The following is a 23,879-nucleotide window of genomic DNA, read 5'->3' on the forward strand; positions in this document are numbered from 1 at the left end:
GCGGGCGCACGCCAGGCACCTGGGGCGGTTTGCGCACCTTGGGGGTGGTGCGCCCGTTCCGTGGCGTACGTCTAGTACGTCAGCCCGTGACCGATCGGGTACAGCACCTGCTCCGGATCATCCGCCCGCTGCACCGGGACCGGCAGCCGTCCGCGCGGCCTCACCCGCCCCGCGATGACCCGGGCGGCGGCCCGCAGTTCGACGTCGGTCCAGGAGTAGGCGGCCAGGACGGCCGGCACGGACGGCAGCCGGGCCACGTCGTAGGGGTTGCGCACCGCCACCGCCACCACCGGCCTGCCGGTCGCCACCAGATGCTCGACCAGCGCCTGCTGGCCGCTGGTGGCGGTGACGTTGTAGGTGGCGGCCACCACCGCGTCCGCCTCCCGCGCCGCCGCGACCGCCTTCGCGATCGTCGCCGCGGAGGGGGCGGTGCCGGTCGGCAGGGCGGTGGCCGCGAAGCCCAGTTCCGACAGCGCGCCCGCGAGCACACCCGTGGGCGGACCGGTGGTGCCCGACGGCGAGGCCGGGTCCGCGCCCACCACCAGCACCCTCGGGTACCGGCGCCGGGACAGCGGCAGCAGCCGCCCCTCGTTGACGAGCAGTGTGGTGGTCCGCTCGGCGATCCGGTCGGCCGCCGCCAGGTGCGCCCGGGTCCCGACGGCCCGGTCGACACCGGCCTGACCGACGTACGGCGTGCGGAACAGCCCCAGCTTCGCCTTCAGCCGCAGGATCCGCAGCACCGACGCGTCGAGCCGCGCCTCCGTGAGCTCGCCCTCCCGTACGGCGGTCAGTACGGCGTTCCAGGCGAGGTCCAGGTCGGGCGGGTTGAGCAGCTGGTCCACGCCGGCCCGGAGCGCGAGCACCGGCACGCGGTCGTCGCCGTACTTGGTGCGGACGCCCTCCATGCCCAGGGAGTCGGTGACCACGACGCCGTCGTAGCCGAGCCGTTCGCGCAGGATGCCGGTGAGGATCGGCCGGGAGAGGGTGGCCGGGTCGCCGGAGGGGTCCAGGGCCGGGACCATCAGGTGCGCCGTCATGATCGAGTCGATGCCGGCGGCGATGGCGGCCCGGAACGGCGGGGCGTCCAGCCTCTCCCACAGTTCACGGCTGTGCGTGATGGTGGGGAAGCCGGTGTGGCTGTCGACGTTGGTGTCCCCGTGCCCGGGGAAGTGCTTGGCGGTGGCGGCGACGCCCGACCGCTGGTACCCGGTGACCTCGGCGGCCACCAGTGCGGACACGGCCCGCGGGTCGGCGCCGAAGGACCGTACGCCGATGACCGGGTTGGCCGGGTTGACGTTGACGTCGGCGACGGGGGAGTAGTTCTGCCGGATGCCCATCGCCCGCAGTTCGGCGCCCGCGATCCGGCCGAGCGCCCGGGCGTCCGGCCGCGAGCGGCCCGCTCCCACGGCCATGGCGCCCGGGAACAGGGTGGCGGGCCTGCCCACCCGGGCCACGATGCCGTGCTCCTGGTCGGTGGAGATGAGCACGGGCAGACCGCGCGGCAGGCCGAGGGAGGCCTTCTGGATGCCGTCGGACAGGTCGGCGATCTGGTGCGGCTCGCGGGTGTTGTGCGCCCAGGCGAAGTAGATGATGCCGCCGACCCGGTACCTCTCGACCAGCTCGGCGGCCGTACGCACGCCGATCTCCTTGAGGTTGGCGTCGACGTCGGCCTGGTCGGGGGCGGTGGCGGAGTGGCCGTAGACCCGCATCACGAAGAGCTGTCCGACCTTCTCCTCCAGCGTCATGCGGGAGACGAGGGCGCGCAGTCCGCTGTCGTCCGGGGTGCGTGCCGCGGAGGCGGGCGGGGCGGCCGCGAGGGCGGCGGTGACACCGGCGCCGGCGGCCAGGAGGGTGCGTCTGGAGGGCTGTGCGGTGTTTCCCGTGCTTCCCGTGCCGGTGTCGTGCACGTGCGCTCCTTCCGGAGGTGATCCGCTGGCGGATCCGCTGAAGGAAACTTCCAGGAGATCAGCAATAACCGGGAAGTTTCTGCCGGTCAAGGGAAAGCACAGTAACCAGCGAGGGGCCGCCACCGGCGCGGTTGGAGGGGGGCGCGCCGATGGCGGTGGTGCCGCCGGCCGCGGTACGGCGGAGAGGGTGGTCAGCGATCGCAGCCAGCAGCGAGGGCCGACACCGCACCGTGGTGACTCTCCGGCGGCCTGGGGTTGGACGACCCGGGTCCGGTCCGGGTTCCCGATCCCGCCCCGATTCCCGCAAGTCGGGGCGGGGGAGGAGGCAGGGGTGGGCGGGGCGGCTGAACCGCGCGCGGGCGGCTCACGCGCCCCCGGGGGAAGTCCCGCCACCGGCCGGCAGACCAGGGCGGCTCCCACCCGTCGGCGCCCCGACCCGCCGTCCCCCCGACCCGCCCCGCCCCTGATCCCGGCCCCGCCGTCCGTCTCCCGTCTCGTTGCTCCACGGCCGGGGCCGGCTGGCCCCGGGCGGCCGTGCCCTGCCGCGACGGCCGCCGGGCCGCTCCCTCGCCACCGTACGGGCAGCCGCCGCGCCGGGATGGGAGCGAGGGTGACCGCGACCGCGCCCGGGGCAGCGGTCCGCGTCCCCGCCCCGGGGGAGGGGCGACGCGGAGCCCGGCCGCGAGGGGCCGGGCTGCCCGCGGGCGGGCCGGACGGACGGCGTGGGGGCACTTCGGACGCCCCGTCGGCGGGGTGCGAGGCCGTCAGTGGGGCGAGTGCGCCGACGCCTTGGGCCACTGCCCGCCGACCACCCGCCCGCTCCCGGCGAAGGCGGGCCGCCGGGCCACCCCCGCCCGCCCCGGTGCGTACAGCCGCCGCACCGGCATCCGGCCGAGGGCCACTCCACCCCCGGCCGCCGTGCCCGCCGGACCCGGCACGGCACCGGGTCAGGCGGCGGATCAGCGGGTGTGCTCGGTGAACCTCGCCGCCGTCTCGGCCAGCACCTCACGCCCGTCCCGCGCCCACAGCCCGTCGTTGAACAGCTCGACCTCGATCGGACCGGAGTAACCGGCGTCCTCCACGTACGCCTGCCACACGCGCATGTCGATCACGCCGTCGCCGATCTGGCCCCGGCCGGTGAGGACGCCCTCCGGCAGGGGTGTCGTCCAGTCGGCGAGCTGGAAGGTGTGGATCCGGCCGCCCCGGCCCGCGCGGGCGATCTGCGCGGGGGCCGTGTCGTCCCACCAGATGTGGTACGTGTCGACCGTGACGCCCACCTGGTGCGCCGGGAAGCGCTCCGCCAGGTCCAGGGCCTGGGAAAGCGTCGACACCACGCAGCGGTCGGAGGCGAACATCGGGTGCAGCGGCTCGATCGCCAGGCGGACGCCGTGCCGCTCCGCGTACGGGCCCAGCTCCGCCAGGGCGTCGGCGATGCGCTCACGCGCCCCGCGCAGGTCCTTCGAACCCGCCGGGAGCCCGCCGGAGACCAGGACCAGGGTGTCCGTGCCGAGCGTCGCCGCCTCGTCGACCGCGCGACGGTTGTCGGCCAGGGCCTCGGCCCGCTCCCCCGGGTCGATCGCGGTGAGGAAGCCGCCCCGGCACAACGTCGTCACCGTCAGGCCCGCGTCCCGCACCAGCTTCGCCGTGGCCTCCAGACCGTGCGCCCGCACCGGCTCGCGCCACAGGCCGACGTTGCCCACGCCCAAGTCGCCGCAGACCTCGACCAGTTCGGGCAGCGACAGCTGCTTCACCGTCATCTGGTTGATGGAGAAACGCTCCAGCCCGGATGTGCTCACTGTCCCACCCCGTACACGCCCAGCAGCGTCTTCATCCGCTCCTCCGCCAGCTTCGGGTCCGGGAACAGCCCCAGACCGTCGGCCAGTTCGTACGCCGTGGTGAAGTGCGGCAGCGACCGCGCCGACTGCAGGCCGCCGACCATCGTGAAGTGCGACTGGTGCCCGGCCAGCCAGGCCAGGAACACCACACCCGTCTTGTAGAAGCGGGTCGGAGCCCGGAAGAGGTGGCGGGACAGGCCGACCGTGGGGTCGAGCAGGGCCCGGAATCCCCGCACGTCCCCGGTGTCCAGGACCCGGACCGCCTCGGCGGCGAGCGGGCCGAGCGGGTCGAAGACGCCCAGCAGGGCGTGGCTGTAGCCCTGGTCGTCGCCCGCGATCAGCTCCGGGTAGTTGAAGTCGTCGCCGGTGTAGCAGCGCACGCCCTTCGGGAGACGGCGGCGGATGTCGATCTCCCGCTGCGCGTCCAGCAGGGAGACCTTGATGCCGTCGACCTTGTCCGGGTGCGCGGCGATGACGTCCAGGAAGGTGCGGGTGGCGGCGTCCAGGTCCGTGGCGCCCCAGTAGCCCTCCAGCGCCGGGTCGAACATCGGGCCCAGCCAGTGCAGGATCACCGGCTCGGACGCCTGCCGGAGCAGGTGCCCGTAGACCTCCAGGTAGTCCTCCGGGCCCTTGGCGACCGCGGCCAGCGCCCGCGAGGCCATCAGGATCGCCTGCGCGCCCGACTCCTCCACCAGCGCGAGCTGTTCCTCGTAGGCGGCCCGGATCTCCGCCAGGCCGTAGGGGTGGCCGAACTCGGTGACCGGCAGCTGGTCGGTGCCGACGCCGCAGGCGATCAGGCCGCCGACCGACCTCGCCTCGGCCGCCGAGCGGCGGATCAGCTCCGCCGCTCCCGCCCAGTCCAGGCCCATGCCGCGCTGGGCGGTGTCCATGGCCTCGGCGACGCCCAGCCCGTGCGACCACAGGTGGCGGCGGAAGGCGAGGGTGGCGTCCCAGTCGACGGCGGCGGGCGAGTCGGGCGTGACGTCCGCGTACGGGTCGGCCACGACGTGCGCCGCCGAGAAGACCGTGCGGGAGGTGAAGGGGGTGCCGGGGGTGACGGCGAGGGGCTCGGTGCGCGGCTCGTACGTGCGCAGCGCCCCGCCCGGGCCCGGGAGTCGGATGGTCACAGCGAGATCTCCGGGACGTCGAGACGGCGGCCCTCGGCCGAGGACTTCAGGCCCAGCTCGGCCAGCTGGACACCGCGGGCGCCGGCCAGCAGGTCCCAGTGGTAGGGCGCGTCGGCGTAGACGTGCTTGAGGAACAGCTCCCACTGGGCCTTGAAGCCGTTGTCGAACTCGGCGTTGTCCGGCACCTCCTGCCACTGGTCGCGGAAGACCTCCGTGGCGGGGATGTCCGGGTTCCACACCGGCTTGGGCGTGGCCGAGCGGTGCTGGACACGGCAGTTGCGCAGTCCGGCGACCGCGGAGCCCTCGGTGCCGTCCACCTGGAACTCCACCAGCTCGTCGCGGTTGACGCGCACGGCCCAGGAGGAGTTGATCTGGGCGATGGCGCCGCCCTCCAGCTCGAAGATGCCGTAGGCGGCGTCGTCGGCGGTGGCGTCGTACGGCTTGCCGTCCTCGTCCCAGCGCTGCGGGATGTGCGTGGTGGCGATCGCCTGGACCGACCTCACCCGGCCGAACAGCTCGTGCAGCACGTACTCCCAGTGCGGGAACATGTCGACGACGATGCCGCCGCCGTCTTCCGCCCGGTAGTTCCAGGACGGGCGCTGGGCGGCCTGCCAGTCGCCCTCGAAGACCCAGTAGCCGAACTCGCCGCGCACGGACAGGATCCGGCCGAAGAAGCCGCCGTCGATCAGGCGCTTCAGCTTCAGCAGGCCCGGCAGGAACAGCTTGTCCTGGACGACGCCGTGCTTGACGCCGGCCGCGTTCGCCAGCCGGGCGAGTTCGAGGGCGCCCTCCAGGCCGGTGGCCGTGGGCTTCTCGGTGTAGATGTGCTTGCCGGCCGCCACGGCCTTCTTGATGGCCTCCTCGCGGGCCGAGGTGACCTGGGCGTCGAAGTAGATGTCCACCGTCCCGTCGGCGAGGACCGCGTCCAGGTCGGTCGAGACGTGCTCAAGACCGTGCCGCTCGGCCAGGGCCCGCAGCGCGTGCTCGCGGCGGCCGACCAGGACCGGCTCGGGCCACAGCACGGTGCCGTCGCCGAGGTCGAGTCCGCCCTGCTCACGGAGGGCGAGGATGGAGCGGACCAGGTGCTGGCGGTAGCCCATGCGCCCGGTCACGCCGTTCATGGCGATACGCACCGTCTTGCGTGTCACGTCGTTCCCTTCGTACGCGGTCGTCGCGCCGCGTACGCCCCACCCGTCACCGGGGAGCCGGTGAACCGTCCGTGGACTGGTGAACGTGACAGCAAGCGCTTTCTATACAGGAAGAAGCTAGCCTCTGACGGCGGTCCGGACAAGACCGTGACCAGGACGAGTTGTTCGAGGGGGCGAACACCCGGGGGCCGGGGGCTTAAGGTCTGGTCGGAACCATGGCCACAGGTCCGGATGTGTACGAGGGCGGACGACGAGATGCGCGACCGGAGGACGACGAGATGACGGTGACCCTGGCGGACGTGGCGGCCCGCGCGCAGGTCTCGCCCGCGACGGTGTCGCGCGTGCTGAACGGGAACTACCCCGTGGCGGCCTCCACCCGCGAGCGGGTGCTGAAGGCCGTCGACGAGCTGGACTACGTGCTCAACGGGCCCGCGAGCGCCCTGGCCGCCGCCACCTCCGACCTGGTCGGGATCCTGGTGAACGACATCGCCGACCCCTTCTTCGGGATCATGGCCAGCGCGATCCAGGCCGAGATCGGCGGGCCGGGCGGGCGCGCGGGCGGGGAACGGCTCGCGGTGGTCTGCAACACGGGCGGCTCCCCGGAGCGGGAGCTGACCTACCTCACGCTGCTGCAGCGGCAGCGGGCCGCGGCCGTGGTGCTGACCGGCGGGGCCATCGAGGACGCGGCGCACCAGGCGGCCATGGACGCGAAGGTGCGCAAGCTGACGGACGCCGGGACGCGGGTCGTGCTGTGCGGGCGCCCGCCGGCGCCGGACACCGGGGCGATCGCGCTGACCTTCGACAACCGCGGGGGCGGGCAGGAACTCACCGAGCACCTGATCGGGCTCGGCCACCGGCGGCTCGGGTACATCGCGGGCCCGGAGGAGCGGACCACCACCCGGCACCGGCTGGAGGGCCACCGGGCCGCACTGGCCGCGCACGGCATCGAGGAGGACCCCCGCTGGACGGTCCACGGCCGCTACGACCGCCGCTCCGGCTACGAGGCGACCCTGGAACTGCTGCGCCGCGACCCGTCGCTGACGGCGGTGGTCGCGGCGAACGACTCGGTCGCGCTCGGCGCGTGCGCGGCCCTGCGGGACTCCGGGCTGCGGATCCCGGAGGACGTGTCGGTGGCGGGCTTCGACGACCTGCCGTTCAGCATCGACGCGGTGCCCTCGCTGACCACGGTGCGACTGCCGCTGGCGGAGGCCGGGGCCCGGGCCGGGCGGATCGCGATGGGGCGCGAGGAGGCGCCGCCCGGGGGGATCGCCTCGGTGCGCGGGGAGTTGATGGTGCGCGGGTCCTCCGGGGTGCCGCGGGCTTCGTGAGGTGCCGCGGCCTGTGAGGGCCGGGCGTGGCCGCCCTGCCCGTGCCGGGGCGGGGTGTGCGCGGTTGGCCGGGTAGGCATGGACGTCGGTGTCGGCATCGGCGTCGGCGTCGGTGTCCGCGGGGAACGGGTCGGAGGGGATACGACATGGCCGGGACAGGGGACGGCGGGCAGGACGGACGCCGTTCGGATACCGGCGGCCCCGCGGAAGCCGCGGGCATCCGCCGCTTCTGGGAGCGGCTCGGGATCCCCGGGCTCGTCGACGTGCACACGCACTTCATGCCCGAGCGGGTGCTGCGCAAGGTCTGGGACTACTTCGACGCCAACGGCCCGCTGATCGGCGGACTGGAGTGGCCGATCACGTACCGCGAGACCGAGTCGGAACGGGCGGCCCTGCTGCGGGAGTTCGGTGTCCGGGCCTTCACCTCGATGCTCTACCCGCACAAACCCGGCATGGCGGCGTGGCTGAACGGCTGGGCGGCCGGCTTCGCCCGCCGCACCCCCGACTGCCTGCACACCGCCACCCTCTTCCCCGAGCCGGGCGTCGGGACGTACGTGCGCGAGGCCGTCGAAGCGGGCGCGCGGGTGTTCAAGGCGCACGTGCAGGTCGGGGACTACGACCCGGCCGACGACCTGCTCCGGCCGGCCTGGGGCGTGCTGGCCGAGGCCGGCGTCCCGGTGGTGATCCACTGCGGCTCCGGGCCCGCCCCCGGCAGGCACACCGGCCCCGGGCCCGTCGCCCGGGTGCTGGCGCGGCACCCCCGGCTCCGGCTGGTCGTCGCGCACATGGGCATGCCCGAGTACGAGGAGTTCCTCGGCCTCGCCGAGCGGTACGACCAGGTCCGGCTGGACACCACCATGGCGTTCACCGACTTCACCGAGGCGTTCATGCCGTACCCGCGCCGGGCCCTGCCCCGCTTCGCCGCCCTCGGCGACCGCATCCTGTTCGGCTCCGACTTCCCCAACATCCCCTATCCCTACCTGCACCAGCTCCACGCCCTGGAACGGCTGGGCCTGGGCGAGGAGTGGCTGCGGGCGGTGTGCCACGACAACGCGGCGGACCTGTTCGGCCTGGCCGATGTGCGGGGAGGAGACGACTCACCCCACTGATCCGCACCCCCGATCCACGTGCGGCGGGCCGGCGCTGCCTGGGACGCCGGATGCGCCGCACGCGCCCCTCGTCACCGACGACGGCGGCACGAGGGACGGACGCAGCCGCGGCAGCTTCGCGATGGGGCACCGCGGCCACCGGGCCGGTACGGCACCCCGCGGGACGCCCCTCAGTCGAAGAGGGCGACGAGGCCGTTCACCCAGATCGCCACGAACGCGAGGGCGGCGATCAGGCAACCGGCGCCCGCCAGCACACTGCCGACGGTCCACGGCTCGGGCGGTGCCTCCTCACGGTCCTTCTCCAGGCTCTCCTCATAGGAAGCGGGGTCGTCCCAGTCGACGGCGTGCCCCACTTCCTCGGCGCAGGCGGCGCGCACGGCGGCCAGTTGCCTCTGGGCGAACGCGGTGCCGGCCATCGCCTCGGGGCCGCGCCAGGCGAGGGCCTTCATCCGCCACCCGGGCGCGGCGTACCGTGCCTCGAAGGCGGCCGTCTCGTCAGCGTCGCGGTCCTCTTCGAGATACGTCCAGCGCCCTGCCTCGGCCGCGTCGCCGTAGAGCCGGTACACCTCGGCCAGGCGCCGACGCAGCGCCAGGTCCTGCGGGAAGGACGAGACGAGGCCGCGCAGGCGCTGGCGCGCCATGGGGATCCGGCCGGCGGCCAGGTCCGCGTCGACCTTGGCGAGTGTCTCTCTCACGGGCATGGACCCATGATCGGATAGCGCACCGATCGCCGTCACCTGCGTTCCGGGGCGGACGGCGCGGTCCCGTGCCCGCCTCGAGGGCTGGCCCGGGCGTACCGCGCGGCCTAGGCTCGTCCCATCCGATTCTCTGACTGAGTCAAAGATCGAGGGCCGTGGCCATGACCGTCCAGGACGTCCGCTCCTTCAACCGCTTCTACACGAACGTCATCGGCGCGCTCGACTACGGCCGCCACCTCTACGCCCCCTACACGCTCACCGAGTCCCGCGTGCTCTACGAACTCGCCCGCGCGCCCCGCACGGACACCGCCGACCTGCGGACCCGGCTGCACCTGGACGCGGGCTACCTGACCCGCATCCTGAACCGGTTCGAGGAGGACGGACTGGTCGAGCGCGGCCCGTCCGACACGGACCCGCGCCGCCGCAGCGTCACGCTCACCGCCCGCGGCCGGGAGGCCGCCGCGCTGCTCGACGAGCGGGCCCGGGAAACGGTCGGGGCGCTGCTGGACACCGTGCGGGCGGAGGACCGGCCACGGCTCGCCGAGGCCATGCGGACCGTGCGCCGGATCCTCGGCGACGACACGCCCCCGCGCCCCGAGGACGTCGTCCTGCGCGAGCCCGCCCCCGGTGACCTCGGCTGGATCGTGCAGCGCAACGCCGCGCTGTACGCCGCCGAGTACGGCTGGAACGCCGACTACGAGGCCCTGGTCGCCCGGATCGTCGCCGACCAGGCCGAGGACCACGACCCGCGCCGGGAGCGGACCTGGATCGCCGAGCTGGACGGCCGGCCGGTCGGCTGCGTGATGTGCGTCCGGGACGACGCGCCCGGCGCGGCCCGCCTGCGCCTGCTGCTCGTCGAGCCGGACGCGCGGGGCCTGGGCATCGGCGACCGCCTCGTGGGCGCCGTCGTCGGCTTCGCCCGCGAGGCCGGCTACCGCGAGGTGGTGCTGTGGACCAACGACGTGCTCGGCGCGGCCCGCCGCATCTACCGGCGCCACGGCTTCGTCCTGGTCGCGGAGAAGCCGCACCGCTCCTTCGGGCAGGACCTGACCGGCCAGGACTGGCGGCTGGATCTTCACGCAACACCCGGGGGGCGGAGGGGAATCACCGGCGGGGGTGCCGGGTAGGGTCCGTCCACATGAAGCTGGCGTTCTCCACCCTCGGTGTCCCCGGCCTGCCCCTGCCCGACGTCCTGCGACTCGCGACCACCCACGGCTACCACGGTGTCGAGCTGCGCACCCACCCCGAGGAACCGGTCCACCCCGGCCTCGACGCGGCCCGGCGGGCCGAGGTGGCGGCCGAGTTCAAGGGCTCCGGCGTAGAACTCCTCGGCCTCGCGGGCTACGCGCGGGTCGCCGCACCGGGCGACGACGAGCCCGTCCTGGCCGAGATCCGCGCCCTCCTCGACCTGGCCCGCGACCTCGGCGCCCCGTACGTCCGCGTCTTCCCCGGCGGCGATCCCGGCACCCAGACCCCCGAGGAGGCCGACGCGACGGCCGCCCGCCGCCTGGGCACGGCCGCCGAGTACGCCAACGACCTCGGGGTGCGCATCCTCCTGGAGACCCACGACTCCCACCGCACGGCGGCGGACGCCATGCGCGTGCTGGGTCTGGTCGGCCACCGCCAGGTCGGCGCGCTCTGGGACGTCATGCACACCTGGCTCGGCGGCGAGCAGCCCTCAGAGTCCTACGCGGCCCTCTCCCCGCACCTCGGCTACGTCCAGGTCAAGGACATCGCCTCACCGGACGACACCGCCCCCCTGCCCCTCGGCGAGGGCGTCCTCCCCCTGGCCGAGTGCGTCGAGATCCTCTCCCGTCACGGCTGGGACGGCTGGCTGTGCTGGGAGTACGAGAAGCGCTGGTACGAGCGGGCGGCCCCGCTGCCGGACCTCCTCGGACCCGGCCGCGAGCACCTGAGCAGGCTGCTGAACGAGTCCGCGTAGAACCGGCGGTGCCGAAGCGCCCGGGCACGCAGAGGCGCCGGGCGCGGGCGCCGGCCGAGTGCGAACGCGTGCGCTTCCGTGTCCGCCTGTCCGCCCCCGAGCAGGACCGCCGCCCCGGCGGTCCCGACGACCGGCCGGGGCCGCCGGCGCGGCACGGTCGCGGAGCGCGGCACGGCGTGCGTCCTCGCTGCACCGTGCATCTGCACGGTGCACGCGGGCTGTCCGCAGTCGAGCTCATTCGTCAGTGCCGTCCTGTACGATCCCCGCCGCGTATGGGACCTACCGGTTACGCGCCGGTAGACCGGGACGATCAGGGCATCTACGCGCGGGAACCGGTGTGCGCCGCGTCACCGTCCGGTGTGTGATGTGCGCCACTTTCACATGTGCACGACTTTCTGAGCTGGCCGAACGCCCGATTCCGCGCCGCCATGCGAAAGGCCGCTTCCGTCTCAACATGCCGTCGGGTCTCGCATCCGCCTGTTGCTCAGGGCAAGATGGGCGCAGCGCCGTGTCAACAACTCTCAACACGGGGCGGATCTTGGTGAACGCGCGCTCGGCGCGCGGACAACCGAAGAGAGCCCCATCTCCGGTCGCTGGCAAGCTGCAGAGATGAGGCCCTCCGGCATCACCAGAACGGGCAGGACCCCGGCCGCGAGGCCGGGGTTCTTGCTCTAATGGCCCAGGGCCTCCCTCACGATCTTGTAGATCGTGTAGATCGGACCCAGCCAGCGGACCTTGTTGTAGACACGGTCCGCCTTGGTGTTCTGGTGCCCCTCCGGCTGTGGCGCCATCGGGCCGCCCCCTTTCCGGTCCACGTTCGTGAACCCCGCGGGGACGCCCACGACGTGTCGAGGACCCTCCGGGGAGCGGTGGTAGCCCCACACAGTACCGGGCACCACAGGCAACCACGGTCCACGCAAGTCACCCGTGCGGGCTGCCGAGGCCCGGCGGTGTTGGCACGGTGTGACGCGCTCCCGGGCTCGTCTTGCCACACTTGTGGCGATCAGTGCAACAGCCAGCGGCTTCGGCCGAGTCGAAGAGGGAACGGGGTGTCAGTTCCCGGTCCCGGCGTCGCGCAAATCACACTCGCCGGGGTGATGGAGGGTGCGACGAAATCCGTAGCCGGTGTCACGGATCGCCTCCGTTCACGCGGCTCCGGTCGCTCAACCGGCCGCGACGGCACACCTGATGCCCAACTCCGTTCACACAACGGTCCGGAGGAGTCCGAGCCGGACGTTCCCCACCCGCGGCGCCGCCGCGGGAAATCCGGCGAGAAAATCTCACCGCGCCGTGCAACCCTTCCCGCCCATCGCGGGTCGTACTCGGTGTCAGGACTTCTGGAGGGGGATCCGGGGGGATCGCGGGGGACCTGACGGGGGGAAAGGCCGAGGGGCCCGATCGACGGATCGGGCCCCTCGAAACCGTTCCGGGGCACCCCGGGCCCCGAGCCGGGCGCCGGAAGAACCGGAGCCGGGTGTCAGAAGAAGACGCCGCAGCGCAGCAGCACGTTCGCGTAGGGCCGGGCCTCGCCCGTGCGGACGACCAGCCGGGCCCCCGCCGACAGCTCCTTGAGCCGCTCGTGCGGCACGAGTTCCAGCCCGGGGAAGTGCCCGTCCAGCAGCCGCGCCGCCTCGGGGTTGGCCCGCCGCACCTCCTCGGCCGCCGTCGCGCCCTCGACGACCAGCTCGGCCAGCAGCCCGTCCAGCACCTCCGCGAACGCCGGCACCCCGGCACGGAACGCCAGGTCGACCACCCGCGGCCCGTCGGGGATCGGCATGCCCGCGTCGCACACCAGCACCCCGTCGCCGTGCCCGAGCCCGGCCAGCGCGCCGGCGAGGTGGCGGTTGAGTATTCCGGCCCTCTTCACAGCGCGGCGACCTCCGCGGCCGTCGGGAAGGACGCCTGCGCACCTTCTCGGGTGACCGTCACCGCCCCCACCCGCGCCGCGTACGCCGCCGCCTCGGCCAGGGACTCGCCCGCCCCGAGCCGCCAGGCCAGCGCCGCCGTGAAGGCGTCTCCGGCGCCGGTCGTGTCCACGGCCTCCACCGCCACCGACGGAACTCGCTCGACCCCCCGCGCCGACGCCACCAGCGCGCCCTGGCCGCCCAGCGTCACCACCACCGACCGCGGGCCCTTCGCGAGCAGGATCCGCGCCCAGTCCTCAGGGGCGTCCCCGACCGCCGAACCGCCCAGGATCACCTTCGCCTCGTGCTCGTTGACGATCAGCGGGTCGCAGGCCGCGAGCACCTCCGACGGCAGTGGCCGCGGCGGGGACGGGTTCAGCACGAAACGGCTGTCCGGCGCCAGGTTCCGTACGACCTCGACCACCGTCTCCAGCGGGATCTCCAGTTGCGCCGACACCACCTTCGACCCCTGGAACAGGCACCCGGCGGCGCTCACGTCCTGTGGGGTCAGCCGGCCGTTGGCGCCCGGCGAGACCACGATGCTGTTGTCCCCGGACGGATCGACCGTGATGAGCGCGACGCCGGTCGGGGCGCCGCCCACCAGGACGCCCACCGTGTCGACACCGGCCGCCCGCTGCGAGTCCAGCAGCAGCCGGCCGTGGTCGTCGTCGCCCACCCGGGCCAGCAGGGCCGTACGGGCGCCGAGCCGGGCGGCGGCGACCGCCTGGTTCGCGCCCTTGCCGCCCGGGTGGACGGCCAGGTCGGAGCCGAGCACGGTCTCGCCGGCACCGGGCCGGCGCTCCACTCCGATCACCAGGTCGGCGTTGGCCGACCCCACGACCAGGAGGTCGTAGTCGTACATGAGTCGTCTCCCCACGTGAGTGACATGGGCGGGCGGTCCCACCAGCCGTGCGACCGCCCGCCGTTCCCCGATGTCAGCCGCTGAAGCCGGCCACGTTCTCCTTGGTGACCACCTTCACCGGCACCTTCACCGTCTGCTCGACCTTCTCGCCCCTCAGCGCCTTGAGGGCGTTGTCCACGGCGATCCGCCCGAGCTGGGACGGCTGCTGCGCCACCGAGGCGTACAGCGTGCCGCCCTCGACCGCCTTCAGTCCGTCAGGCGTGCCGTCGAATCCCACGACCGAGACCGACGTGCCGGCCTTGGAACCCAGCGCCTTGATCGCGCCGAGGGCCATCTCGTCGTTCGCGGCGATGACGCCCTGGACGTCCGGGTGGGCCTGGAGCAGGTTCGACATCACGTCGAGGCCCTTGGTGCGGTCGAAGTCGGCGGGCTGCTGGGCGACGACCTGGATGCCCGGGTAGGCCTTCAGGCCCTGGGCGAAACCCGCGGCGCGCTCCCGGGCCGCGGACGTGCCCGCCTGGCCCTGGAGGATCACGATCTTGCCCTTGCCGCCCAGCCTGTCGGCGATGGTCTTCGCGGCGAGTTCACCGCCGGCGACGTTGTCGGAGGCGACGAGGGTGTCGGTCCTGGCGTTGTTCACCGTGCGGTCCACGGCGATGACCGGGATGTCCGCCTTGTCGGCGGCCTTCACGGAGTTGCTCGCCGCGTCCGAGTCCACCGGGTTGACGATGATCGCGCCCAGATTCGAACTGGTGAAGTTCTGCAGCTGGTTGGCCTGCTGGGAGGCGTCGTTCTGGGCGTCCGTGACGGTCAGGTCGACGCCCAGCTTCTTCGCCTCGGCCTCGGCGCCCGCCCGGATCTGCACGAAGAAGGGGTTGTTGAGGGTGGACAGCGACAGGCCCATCTTCGGGGCGGCCGTGGAGGACGAGCCGTTGTGCAGGAAGGACGTGGCGCCGACGATCGCGACGGTGACCACGGCCGCGAGCGCGTACGTCGTCGCCTGCTTGCCCTTGCCGCCGCCCGCGCCGCCGGCGACCGGGGTGACCCCGGCCTTGCGGCGGGCCGTGTCGAGCAGCACCGCCAGCGCGATGACGACACCGATGACGACCTGCTGCCAGAACGCGGAGACGTTCAGCAGGTTCAGCCCGTTGCGCAGCACCGCCAGGATGAGCGCGCCGATCAGCGTGCCGGACGCCTTGCCGGTGCCGCCCGCGAGGGAGGCGCCGCCGATGACGACCGCGGCGATCGCGTCCAGCTCGTACCCGTCGGCGGCCTGCGGCTGCGCCGAGGAGAGCCGGGCGGCCAGCACGACACCCGCCACGGCGGCGAACACACCGGAGAAGGCGTAGATGGCGAGCTTCTGCTTCTTCACGCGCAGCCCGGACAGGCGCGCGGCCTCCTCGTTGCCGCCGATCGCGTACATGGAGCGGCCGATGTACGTCCGGCCGAGCACGAACGCGGCGATCAGGCCCATCACGACCATGACCAGCACCGGCACCGGCAGCCAGCCGCCGAGGGTGTCGCCGAGGTGGGAGACGGAGTCGGGGAAGGCGATCGGGGAGCCCTCGGAGATGACCAGGGACAGGCCGCGGGCCACCGACAGCATGGCGAGCGTGGCGATGAACGGCGGCAGCTTGCCGTAGGAGATCAGGACGCCGTTGACCAGGCCGCAGACGATGCCCGTCGCTATGGCCAGGAGGACGGCGAGGAAGACCGGGACGCCCGCCGAGGTGGCGCTCCAGGCGAGCACCGTGGCCGACAGCGCGGCGACCGAGCCGACCGACAGGTCGATGCCCGCCGAGACGATCACGAACGTCACACCGAAGGCGAGGATGGCGGTCACGGCCGCCTGCACGCCGACGTTGAGCAGGTTGTCCGCCGTCAGGAAGTCGCCGGACAGCGCCGACATCGCGACGACGAGGACGATGAGCGCGGTGAGCGCGCCGTTGTCGAGCAGGAGGCGGCGCAGGCCCCCGGAGGCGCCCTGCGCGCCCGTCGTGCTCTTGAGCGTGTCAGTGGCCACGGGAGGCCTCCGTTCCGGTCGTGCTGGTGGGAGTGCTGGTGGGAGTGCTGACGGCGAGTGCCATCACGGCGTCCTGGGTCGCTTCGTCGGCGGAGAGTTCACCGGCGATCCGCCCCTGGGCCATCACCAGCACCCGGTCGCTCATGCCGAGCACCTCGGGCAGGTCGCTGGAGATCATCAGGACGGCCACGCCGGCGGCGGTGAGTTCGTTGACGAGCTGGTAGATCTCGACCTTGGCGCCGACGTCGATGCCGCGCGTCGGCTCGTCGAGGATCAGCACCCTGGTGTCGGCGAGCAGCCACTTGCCGATGACGACCTTCTGCTGGTTGCCGCCGGACAGGGTCCGCACGTGCTGGCCGAGGCCCGCCATGCGCACCCCCAGCTGCTCGGCGATCCGCGCGGCCGCCGCGCGCCGGCCCTTGAGGTCGACGAGCCCCGCGCGCGTGGCCGACCGCAGGGTCACCAGCCCGAGGTTCTCCTCCACCGACGCGTCCAGCACCAGGCCCTGGCCCTTGCGGTCCTCGGGGACGAGCCCGATGCCCGCGGTCATCGCCGCGTTGACGTCGTGCTTGGCGACCGGGCTGCCGGCGACCTTCACGCTGCCCTCGTCGTACGGGTCGGCCCCGAAGACCGCCCGGACGACCTCGGTCCGCCCGGCCCCGACCAGCCCCGCGATGCCGACGACCTCACCGGCGTGCACCTCGAAGCCGACGTCGTGGAAGACGCCGTCCCGGGTGAGCCCCTCGACGGTGAGCAACGGGGTGCCGCGGTCGGGCCGTTGACGCGGGTACTGCTGCTCGATCGAGCGCCCGACCATGAGCCGGACCAGCTCGTCCTCGGGCGTGGAGGCGGGCACCTGCCCGACGCTCTTCCCGTCCCGGATCACCGTCACCCGGTCGCCGAGCGCGGCGATCTCCTCCAGGTGGTGGGTGATGAAGACGATCCCGACGCCGTCCTCGCGCAGCGCCCGCACGATCGCGAAGAGCTTGTCGACCTCCTCCGAGGTGAGCACGGCCGTCGGCTCGTCCATGATCAGCACCCGGGCGTCCAGGCTCAGCGCCTTGGCGATCTCGACCATCTGCAGCCGCGCGATGCCGAGTTCGCGCACCCGCGCCCGCGGTGACACGCTCACGCCGACCCGCTTGAGCAGAGCCTCGGCGTCGGCCTCCATCCGCTTGCGGTCGATCATGCCGAAGCGGCGGGGCTGCCGCCCGAGGAAGATGTTCTCGGCGACCGTGAGATCGGGTACCAGGTTGAACTCCTGGTAGATGGTGGCGATCCCGAGCCGCTCGGAGTCCTGCGCGCTCTGGATGCGGGTCTCCTCACCGCCGACCAGGATCCGGCCGGCGTCGGGTGTGTAGGCGCCGGAGAGCATCTTGATGAGGGTGCTCTTGCCCGCGCCGTTCTCACCGAGCAGCACGTGCACCTCGCCCCGGCGCAGGTCGAAGTCGACGCCGTCCAGCGCGACCACGCCCGGGAAGGACTTCCGCAGGCCCTCGATGCGCAGCAACTCGTCCGCGTTGCTCACGACTGGCTCCTGTTCGTTACGGGGTTCTCGCCGCAGGAGCGGCGTACGACGAGGCGGGCGGGGAGGGTCACGGACTGGCCGGGCCGTCCCTCGATGCGGTCGACCAGGGCCCGTACGGCGGCCCGGCCCAGCTCGCCCGTGGGCTGGGCGATCGCGGTGACCGGTGGATCGGTGTGCACGAACCACCGGATGTCGTCGAACGCGGCCAGCGCGAGGTCGTCCGGCACGCGCAGGCCACGCGCCCGCACGGCGTCCAGCGCGCCGAGCGCCATCAGGTTGTCGGCCGCGAACACCACCTCGGGCGGCTCGGCCAGGTCGAGGAAGCCCTCGGTGACCCGGCGCCCGCTCTCCGCCTGGAAGTCGCCCTGCCCTGTGTAGGCGTCGGGCAGGGGGAGCCCGTACGCGCCGAGCGCCTCCCGGAAGGCCTCCACGCGCTCCCGGCCGGTCGTGGTCGCCGCCGGGCCCGCGATGATCGCGAGCCGCCGGTGCCCGAGCCGGTACAGGTGCGCCACGAGGTCGCGCACCGCCGCCCGCCCGTCCGACCGGACGACCGGCACGTCCACGCCCGGGATCCACCGGTCGACGAAGACCATGGGCGTCCCGGCCCGGGCGGCGTCCAGCATCAGCGGCGAGCCACCGTCGGTGGGGGAGACCAGCAGACCGTCGATCCGGCGGTCCAGCAGGTTGCGCACGTGGTGGTCCTGGAGGTCGGGCCGCTCGTCGGCGTTGCCGATGATCACGCTGTAGCCGAGGGCGCGGGCCTCCTCCTCGACGGAGCGGGCCAGTTCGGTGAAGTACGGGTTGAGGACGTCGCTGATGACCAGGCCGAGGGTGTGGGTCTGGTCGGTGCGCAGGGAGCGGGCGACGGCGTTCGGGCGGTAGCCCAGGGTCTCGACGGCGGCCAGCACGCGGGTGCGTGCCTCGGCGCTGACCGACGGGTGGTCGTTCAGGACGCGCGAGACCGTGGCGACGGAGACGCCCGCCTCGGCGGCTACGTCCTTGATGCTCGCCATCGCCGCTCCACCTCCTTGTGGAAACGGAACCCGACACGGGTTCGTGGAATCGATTACATCGACGGGTGGATGGAATCGATTACACGCCGGTAAATCAAGACCCCGACGACACCTCTTGACCGGATCGTGATGTCGCGGCTGGCCTCTCGGGGGGTCCAGGCTGGACGGAGAGGAGCCGTTTCCCGAGGTCCGAGGAGGGGACCGGAGGAGTCATGACGACGGCGCCGGGGAAGCCGCCGCTCCCGCACCGATGAGTTCCGGCTGCCCGGGGGGTCTTCCCCGCGTCGACCACAGGAGGAGCGCTGTGTCCCAGCTGCTGCGCGTGCAGAACTTCAACGTCTCGAGTGACGGCTACGGTGCCGGTGACGGCCAGAGCCTGGAGCGGCCCTTCGGCCACGCCGACCCCGGGGAGATGTTCGCCTGGGCCGGCGCCACGGCGAGCTGGCCCAACCGCACCGAACCCGGCGGCAGCCGCGGCCTCGACGACTATCTGACGCGCGACTTCCGCAACAACATCGGCGCCGAGATCATGGGGCGCAACAAGTTCGGCCCCCACCGCGGGCCGTGGCAGGACCACGAGTGGCGGGGCTGGTGGGGCGACGAGCCGCCGTTCCACACGCCGGTGTTCGTCATGACCCACCACGAGCGCCCCTCGTTCACGCTCTCCGACACCACGTTCCACTTCGTCGGCGGCGACCCGGCCGAGGTCCTGGAGCGGGCGCGCGAGGCGGCCGGCGGCAAGGACGTCCGGCTCGGCGGCGGGGCGGCCACCATCCGCGAGTTCCTCGACGCCGACCTGGTGGACACGCTGCACGTGGCGGTCTCGCCCGGCGTGGTCATCGGGTCCGGCTCACGGCTCTGGGAGTCCCCCGAGGAGCTGCTGGACCGTTTCCACTGCGATGTGGTGCCCAGTCCCAGCGGGGTGGTCCACCACCTGTTCTGGCGGAAGTGACGGCGGATCGGCCGCCGTCGCCCCGGGCGGGTTCTTCGCCCTTGCCCCGGGGGATCGGTCGCCCTTGCCCCGGGGGATCGGTCGCCCTTGCCCCGGGGGATCGGTCGCCCTTGCCCCGGCGGATCGGCCGCCTTTGCCCCGGCGGATCGGCCGCCTTTGCCCCGGGGTCGATCGGCCACCCTCGCTCCCGGGGCGGGCAGTCCGTCGGCGCCGCGGGCCGATCAGCCGTCCCTGCCCCAGTCCAGGCGGTCGGCGAGCCCGGCGGCGGTGAAGGCGGCCCGCAGCTCCTCGCGGCCCTCGGTGAAGTGGGCCCAGCTGTCGTAGTGGACGGGGACGACCCGGCGGGCCCCCAGGATCCGCGCGGCCTCGGCGGCCATGGCACTGTCCAGGACGATCACCTGGTTGTCGAAGAGGACGGTGAAGCGGGGCGCGCCGGCGAAGAGGACGGCCGTGTCGACGGGCCCGAAGCGGGCGGCGATCTCGCGGACCGCGTCGAGAGAGGCGTTGTCGCCGCTGACGTACACGGTGGGCAGGTCCTCGCCGGTCAGGACGAAGCCGACGACCTGGCCGGTGAAGGGCTCCACCTCCTCGCGCGGCCCCGGGCCGTGCAGCGCGGGGACGCCGGTCACGGTGACGGTTCCTCCGCCCGGCCGGTCCAGTTCGACGGACTCCCAGTCGGCCAGCCCCTTGACCCGGTCGCCGAGGCTCTCGCGCAGGCGCTTGCCGCCGCCTGGTGTGGTCAGGGTGAGGGGGACGCGGGCCAGCAGGGCCCGGCCGGAGGTGTCCAGGTTGTCGGGGTGCTCGTCGTGGGAGAGCAGGACGGCGTCGACGCGGCCGAGGTCGGCCGGGGTGACGGCGGAGGGCTCGGTCTTGGTCAGGAACCGGCCGTCGCCGCGGGGGTAGTCGCCGGGGGCGTCGAAGGTGGGGTCGGTCAGGAAGCGCAGGCCGCCGTAGTCGAAGAGGGCGGTCGGGCCGCCGAACACGCGCACGGGGACGGGCTCGGTGGTGACGGGAAGGACGGACGACATGGGACACCTCACGGATAGACGCGATCGAACCGTGAGAAGAACGTAGCCGTTTCTCACGGATGGAGGCAAGCCGTACCATGAGAACCATGGAGCACGTCGTCGATCAGCCGGTCCCGCCGCCCGTCCGGGGCGAGGAGGACCACCCCTCGCTCGCTCTCGCCAACAGCGCGATGGCACTGCCCGGCGGGCACACGATCGATCTCCTGGGCAGCCCGGCGCAGGCGAACCGGTGGCTCAACCAGCGGGGCCTCGCCCCGGCGGACGCCGGTATGCGGGAGATGTGCGCGGCCCAGCTCCGCTCGCTGCGCGAACAGATCAGGTCGCTGTTCGCCGCCCGGGCCGACGGCGTGCCCGCGCTCCCCGCGGCCGTGGCCGCCGTGAACGACGCGCTGACCCGGGTGCCGACGGCCCCGCTGCTGCGCTGGGACGACGGGACCGGTCCCTACCGCACGGCGCCGCACCCGACGACCGCGATCGTGGACCTGGCGCTGGCGACGCTCGCCGCGGACGCCGCCGATCTGCTCACCTCGCCCGACGCCGAGCGCCTGACGGCCTGCGGCTCCCCGCCCTGCAACCGCTTCCTGCTGCGGCACGGACGCCGCCAGTGGTGCTCCACGCGCTGCGGCGACCGCGCCCGCGCGGCCCGCGCGTACGCACGCCGCAGCGGCGGGCACTGACGGCTCCAGGGGGTGTGCGGCGCGCCGGGCGTGCGGCAGGGCGGGAACGCCGCTCGGGCCGGCCCCGGGACGGCCGTCGGCCCGCGCCCCCTCACCGCCGCAGGCTGTAGCTCACCAGGGAGGCTCCCACCACCGCCCCGAACGCCGGCGGCAGCAACTGCGCGAAGGCCTCCCAGCCCCAGACGATCCCGGCGCACATCGCCGTGACGTTGACGGCCAGGGACAGGATCCACAGGGCGACACTCTGGGCCTGGGGTGACATCGTTCCTCGTCGCAATTCGAGTCCGCCCCCCGACAACCCTGGAATTGTCCTACGGGAAACGCCCGCGAAAGGGACGACACGGATGCTTGAACTGTAAAGCTTCCGGTGGGGCTGTGAATTCACCGTGAAAGGTGAGCACCCCTGCACTGTCGTACCCGGGCGGTACGGTCGGATCATGACCGATCAGGCGGGGGCCGCCCAGCCGGGCGAACGACGACTGGCCACGCTGGAAGGCGTGCTGGAGCGCATCACGTACGCCAACGAGGAGAACGGCTACACGGTCGCCCGGGTCGACACCGGCCGCGGCGGCGGCGACCTGCTCACGGTCGTCGGCGCGCTGCTCGGCGCCCAGGTCGGCGAGTCCCTGCGCATGGAGGGCCGCTGGGGCTCCCACCCCCAGTACGGCAAGCAGTTCCACGTGGAGAACTACACGACGGTCCTGCCGGCCACGGTCCAGGGCATCCGCCGCTATCTCGGCTCGGGTCTGGTCAAGGGCATCGGCCCGGTCTTCGCCGACCGCATCACCCAGCACTTCGGCATGGACACCCTGAAGATCATCGAGGAGGAGCCCAAGCGCCTGATCGAGGTCCCCGGTCTCGGCCCCAAGCGCACGAAGAAGATCGCCGACGCCTGGGAGGAGCAGAAGGCCATCAAGGAGGTCATGCTCTTCCTCCAGACGGTCGAGGTCTCCACGTCCATCGCCGTGCGCATCTACAAGAAGTACGGCGACGCCTCCATCTCCGTCGTGAAGAACCAGCCCTACCGGCTCGCCGCCGACGTCTGGGGCATCGGCTTCCTCACCGCCGACAAGATCGCCCAGTCCGTCGGCATCCCGCACGACAGCCCCGAGCGCGTCAAGGCCGGTCTGCAGTACGCCCTGTCCCAGGCCACCGACCAGGGCAACTGCTACCTGCCGGAGGAGCGGCTGATCGCGGACGCCGTCAAGCTGCTCCAGGTCGACACCGGGCTCGTCATCGAGTGCCTCGCGGAACTGGCCGAGGTCCCCGAGGACGGCGGCGACCCCGGGGTCGTGCGCGAGAAGGTCCCCGGCCCCGACGGCGCCGCGGAGCCGGTCACCGCCGTCTACCTCGTCCCCTTCCACCGCGCCGAACTCGCCCTGGCCGCCCAGCTGCTGCGCCTGCTGCGCACCGGCGAGGAGCGGATGCCGGGCTTCCGGACCGTGGCCTGGGACAAGGCGCTGACCTGGCTGAAGGGCCGTACGGGCACCGAGCTCGCCCCCGAGCAGGAGGCCGCCGTCAAGCTGGCGCTGAGCGAGAAGGTCGCCGTCCTCACCGGCGGCCCCGGCTGCGGCAAGTCCTTCACCGTCCGCTCGATCGTCGAACTGGCCCGCGCCAAGAAGGCCAAGGTCGTGCTCGCCGCCCCGACCGGCCGGGCCGCCAAGCGCCTGTCCGAGCTGACCGGCGCCGAGGCGTCCACCGTCCACCGCCTGCTGGAGCTCAAGCCGGGCGGCGACGCGGCCTACGACCGGGACCGCCCGCTCGACGCCGACCTGGTCGTGGTCGACGAGGCCTCCATGCTCGACCTCCTCCTCGCCAACAAACTGGTCAAGGCCGTCCCGCCGGGGGCGCACCTGCTGTTCGTCGGGGACGTGGACCAGCTGCCCAGCGTCGGCGCGGGCGAGGTCCTGCGCGACCTGCTGGCCGACGGCAGCCCGGTCCCGGCCGTCCGCCTCACCCGGGTCTTCCGCCAGGCCCAGCAGTCCGGGGTGGTGACCAACGCCCACCGCATCAACGCCGGGCAGCACCCCGTCACCGACGGCATGAAGGACTTCTTCCTCTTCGTCGAGGAGGACACGGAGGCCGCCGGACGGCTCACGGTGGACGTGGCGGCCCGCCGCATTCCGGCCAAGTTCGGGCTCGACCCGCGACGGGACGTCCAGGTGCTCGCCCCGATGCACCGCGGCCCGGCCGGCGCGGGCACGCTGAACGGCCTGCTCCAGCAGGCGGTCACGCCCGGCCGCCCGGACCTGCCCGAGAAGAGATTCGGCGGCCGGGTCTTCCGCGTCGGCGACAAGGTCACCCAGATTCGCAACAATTACGAGAAGGGCAAGAACGGTGTCTTCAACGGCACCGTGGGCGTGGTGACCTCGCTCGACCCGGTCGACCAGCGCCTGACGGTGCTGACGGACGAGGACGAGGAGGTTCCGTACGAGTTCGACGAGCTCGACGAGCTGGCCCACGCCTACGCCGTGACGATCCACCGCTCCCAGGGCAGCGAGTACCCGGCGGTGGTCATCCCGGTCACCACGGGGGCCTGGATGATGCTCCAGCGCAACCTGCTCTACACGGCGGTCACGCGGGCCAAGCGGCTGGTCGTCCTGGTCGGCTCGCGCAAGGCGATCGGCCAGGCGGTGCGCACGGTTTCGGCGGGTCGGCGGTGCACGGCACTCGACTTCCGGCTCGGTTCCGCAAAAAATGATCGATCAAACGAGTCGTGAAGGTCACAAGCCACTTCCGGAAGGGGATCACAGGGGGCAGGATGGGCAAGTTGGCGGCACTCAGTGCCGTCAGTAGGC

General features: G+C 73.1%; 19 protein-coding genes. 7 read left to right on the forward strand and 12 right to left on the reverse strand.

Features of this window, described 5'->3' with window-relative positions; translation table 11 throughout:
• Nucleotides 1-71: 71 nt before the first annotated feature.
• The 4 genes from AC07DA_RS30725 to AC07DA_RS30740 form a co-directional block, all read right to left on the reverse strand.
• Complete coding sequence (locus AC07DA_RS30725; protein ID WP_479131510.1) at nucleotides 72-1,907, reverse strand: glycoside hydrolase family 3 protein; 1,836 nt, start codon at nucleotides 1,905-1,907, stop codon at nucleotides 72-74.
• A gap of 959 nt (nucleotides 1,908-2,866) precedes the next feature.
• Nucleotides 2,867-3,664, reverse strand: a complete 798-nt coding sequence (locus tag AC07DA_RS30730; RefSeq protein ID WP_479131584.1) for a sugar phosphate isomerase/epimerase family protein — start codon at nucleotides 3,662-3,664, stop codon at nucleotides 2,867-2,869.
• 35 nt (nucleotides 3,665-3,699) lie between these two features.
• Nucleotides 3,700-4,869, reverse strand: coding sequence for a dihydrodipicolinate synthase family protein (locus tag AC07DA_RS30735; RefSeq protein ID WP_479131511.1), 1,170 nt, complete (start codon nucleotides 4,867-4,869; stop codon nucleotides 3,700-3,702).
• On the reverse strand, nucleotides 4,866-6,017 hold the full coding sequence (locus tag AC07DA_RS30740) for a Gfo/Idh/MocA family protein (RefSeq protein ID WP_479131512.1): 1,152 nt from the start codon (nucleotides 6,015-6,017) through the stop codon (nucleotides 4,866-4,868). The genes AC07DA_RS30735 and AC07DA_RS30740 overlap by 4 nt, the downstream gene beginning before the upstream one ends.
• 278 nt (nucleotides 6,018-6,295) lie before the next feature.
• On the opposite strand from AC07DA_RS30740, the gene AC07DA_RS30745 reads away from it, so the two are divergent.
• Both AC07DA_RS30745 and AC07DA_RS30750 read left to right on the forward strand, forming a co-directional pair.
• Nucleotides 6,296-7,345: a LacI family DNA-binding transcriptional regulator gene (locus AC07DA_RS30745; protein WP_479131513.1), complete on the forward strand. Its 1,050-nt coding sequence runs from the start codon at nucleotides 6,296-6,298 to the stop codon at nucleotides 7,343-7,345.
• Between the two features lie 146 nt (nucleotides 7,346-7,491).
• Nucleotides 7,492-8,454, forward strand: coding sequence for an amidohydrolase family protein (locus tag AC07DA_RS30750; protein WP_479131514.1), 963 nt, complete (start codon nucleotides 7,492-7,494; stop codon nucleotides 8,452-8,454).
• Between the two features lie 170 nt (nucleotides 8,455-8,624).
• Here the strand turns inward: AC07DA_RS30750 and AC07DA_RS30755 are convergent, their stop codons facing one another.
• Nucleotides 8,625-9,155 (reverse strand): DUF6584 family protein, encoded by a 531-nt coding sequence (locus tag AC07DA_RS30755; RefSeq protein ID WP_479131515.1) that lies wholly within the window; start codon nucleotides 9,153-9,155, stop codon nucleotides 8,625-8,627.
• A 158-nt stretch (nucleotides 9,156-9,313) separates the two neighbouring features.
• On the opposite strand from AC07DA_RS30755, the gene AC07DA_RS30760 reads away from it, so the two are divergent.
• Nucleotides 9,314-10,279, forward strand: coding sequence for a bifunctional helix-turn-helix transcriptional regulator/GNAT family N-acetyltransferase (locus AC07DA_RS30760; protein ID WP_479131585.1), 966 nt, complete (start codon nucleotides 9,314-9,316; stop codon nucleotides 10,277-10,279).
• A gap of 11 nt (nucleotides 10,280-10,290) precedes the next feature.
• A complete protein-coding gene (locus AC07DA_RS30765) occupies nucleotides 10,291-11,094 on the forward strand; it encodes a sugar phosphate isomerase/epimerase family protein (protein ID WP_479131516.1) in 804 nt (267 codons plus the stop codon).
• 1,477 nt (nucleotides 11,095-12,571) lie between these two features.
• Here the strand turns inward: AC07DA_RS30765 and rbsD are convergent.
• The 5 genes from rbsD to AC07DA_RS30790 form a co-directional block, all read right to left on the reverse strand.
• Nucleotides 12,572-12,961, reverse strand: a complete 390-nt coding sequence (gene rbsD, locus AC07DA_RS30770) for a D-ribose pyranase (RefSeq protein ID WP_479131517.1) — start codon at nucleotides 12,959-12,961, stop codon at nucleotides 12,572-12,574.
• Nucleotides 12,958-13,860 (reverse strand): ribokinase, encoded by a 903-nt coding sequence (locus AC07DA_RS30775; protein WP_479131518.1) that lies wholly within the window; start codon nucleotides 13,858-13,860, stop codon nucleotides 12,958-12,960. Before AC07DA_RS30775 ends, rbsD begins: the two co-directional genes overlap by 4 nt.
• A gap of 73 nt (nucleotides 13,861-13,933) precedes the next feature.
• A complete protein-coding gene (locus AC07DA_RS30780) occupies nucleotides 13,934-15,883 on the reverse strand; it encodes an ABC transporter permease/substrate-binding protein (protein WP_479131519.1) in 1,950 nt (649 codons plus the stop codon).
• Nucleotides 15,873-17,411, reverse strand: coding sequence for a sugar ABC transporter ATP-binding protein (locus tag AC07DA_RS30785; protein ID WP_479131520.1), 1,539 nt, complete (start codon nucleotides 17,409-17,411; stop codon nucleotides 15,873-15,875). The genes AC07DA_RS30780 and AC07DA_RS30785 overlap by 11 nt, the downstream gene beginning before the upstream one ends.
• Nucleotides 17,408-18,424: a LacI family DNA-binding transcriptional regulator gene (locus tag AC07DA_RS30790; protein ID WP_479131521.1), complete on the reverse strand. Its 1,017-nt coding sequence runs from the start codon at nucleotides 18,422-18,424 to the stop codon at nucleotides 17,408-17,410. The genes AC07DA_RS30785 and AC07DA_RS30790 overlap by 4 nt, the downstream gene beginning before the upstream one ends.
• Nucleotides 18,425-18,728: 304 nt before the next feature.
• On the opposite strand from AC07DA_RS30790, the gene AC07DA_RS30795 reads away from it, so the two are divergent.
• A complete protein-coding gene (locus AC07DA_RS30795; RefSeq protein ID WP_479131522.1) occupies nucleotides 18,729-19,376 on the forward strand; it encodes a dihydrofolate reductase family protein in 648 nt (215 codons plus the stop codon).
• A 221-nt stretch (nucleotides 19,377-19,597) separates the two neighbouring features.
• Here the strand turns inward: AC07DA_RS30795 and AC07DA_RS30800 are convergent, their stop codons facing one another.
• A complete protein-coding gene (locus tag AC07DA_RS30800) occupies nucleotides 19,598-20,404 on the reverse strand; it encodes an MBL fold metallo-hydrolase (RefSeq protein ID WP_479131524.1) in 807 nt (268 codons plus the stop codon).
• Between the two features lie 77 nt (nucleotides 20,405-20,481).
• Here AC07DA_RS30800 and AC07DA_RS30805 point away from each other — a divergent pair, with 77 nt between their 5' ends.
• On the forward strand, nucleotides 20,482-21,081 hold the full coding sequence (locus tag AC07DA_RS30805) for a CGNR zinc finger domain-containing protein (protein WP_479131525.1): 600 nt from the start codon (nucleotides 20,482-20,484) through the stop codon (nucleotides 21,079-21,081).
• 91 nt (nucleotides 21,082-21,172) lie between these two features.
• On the opposite strand, the gene AC07DA_RS30810 is transcribed toward AC07DA_RS30805, so the two are convergent.
• Nucleotides 21,173-21,343 (reverse strand): hypothetical protein, encoded by a 171-nt coding sequence (locus AC07DA_RS30810; RefSeq protein WP_479131526.1) that lies wholly within the window; start codon nucleotides 21,341-21,343, stop codon nucleotides 21,173-21,175.
• Nucleotides 21,344-21,518: 175 nt separating this feature from the next.
• Between AC07DA_RS30810 and recD2 the strand changes: the two genes are divergently transcribed.
• Nucleotides 21,519-23,801, forward strand: a complete 2,283-nt coding sequence (gene recD2 / locus AC07DA_RS30815) for an SF1B family DNA helicase RecD2 (protein WP_479131527.1) — start codon at nucleotides 21,519-21,521, stop codon at nucleotides 23,799-23,801.
• Nucleotides 23,802-23,879: the final 78 nt, after the last annotated feature.

The sequence above is a fragment of the Streptomyces sp. NPDC044921 genome, assembly GCF_056432865.1.

What these genes read in the sequence shown, in the direction of transcription:
- AC07DA_RS30730 (WP_479131584.1), bottom strand. Translation starts at nt 3,664, where the DNA reads ATGACGGTGAAGCAGCTGTCGCTGCCCGAACTGGTCGAGGTCTGCGGC.
- AC07DA_RS30745 (WP_479131513.1), top strand. Translation starts at nt 6,296, where the DNA reads ATGACGGTGACCCTGGCGGACGTGGCGGCCCGCGCGCAGGTCTCGCCC.
- AC07DA_RS30750 (WP_479131514.1), top strand. Translation starts at nt 7,492, where the DNA reads ATGGCCGGGACAGGGGACGGCGGGCAGGACGGACGCCGTTCGGATACC.
- AC07DA_RS30755 (WP_479131515.1), bottom strand. Translation starts at nt 9,155, where the DNA reads ATGCCCGTGAGAGAGACACTCGCCAAGGTCGACGCGGACCTGGCCGCC.
- AC07DA_RS30760 (WP_479131585.1), top strand. Translation starts at nt 9,314, where the DNA reads ATGACCGTCCAGGACGTCCGCTCCTTCAACCGCTTCTACACGAACGTC.
- AC07DA_RS30765 (WP_479131516.1), top strand. Translation starts at nt 10,291, where the DNA reads ATGAAGCTGGCGTTCTCCACCCTCGGTGTCCCCGGCCTGCCCCTGCCC.
- AC07DA_RS30775 (WP_479131518.1), bottom strand. Translation starts at nt 13,860, where the DNA reads ATGTACGACTACGACCTCCTGGTCGTGGGGTCGGCCAACGCCGACCTG.
- AC07DA_RS30790 (WP_479131521.1), bottom strand. Translation starts at nt 18,424, where the DNA reads ATGGCGAGCATCAAGGACGTAGCCGCCGAGGCGGGCGTCTCCGTCGCC.
- AC07DA_RS30800 (WP_479131524.1), bottom strand. Translation starts at nt 20,404, where the DNA reads ATGTCGTCCGTCCTTCCCGTCACCACCGAGCCCGTCCCCGTGCGCGTG.
- AC07DA_RS30805 (WP_479131525.1), top strand. Translation starts at nt 20,482, where the DNA reads ATGAGAACCATGGAGCACGTCGTCGATCAGCCGGTCCCGCCGCCCGTC.
- AC07DA_RS30810 (WP_479131526.1), bottom strand. Translation starts at nt 21,343, where the DNA reads ATGTCACCCCAGGCCCAGAGTGTCGCCCTGTGGATCCTGTCCCTGGCC.
- recD2 (WP_479131527.1), top strand. Translation starts at nt 21,519, where the DNA reads ATGACCGATCAGGCGGGGGCCGCCCAGCCGGGCGAACGACGACTGGCC.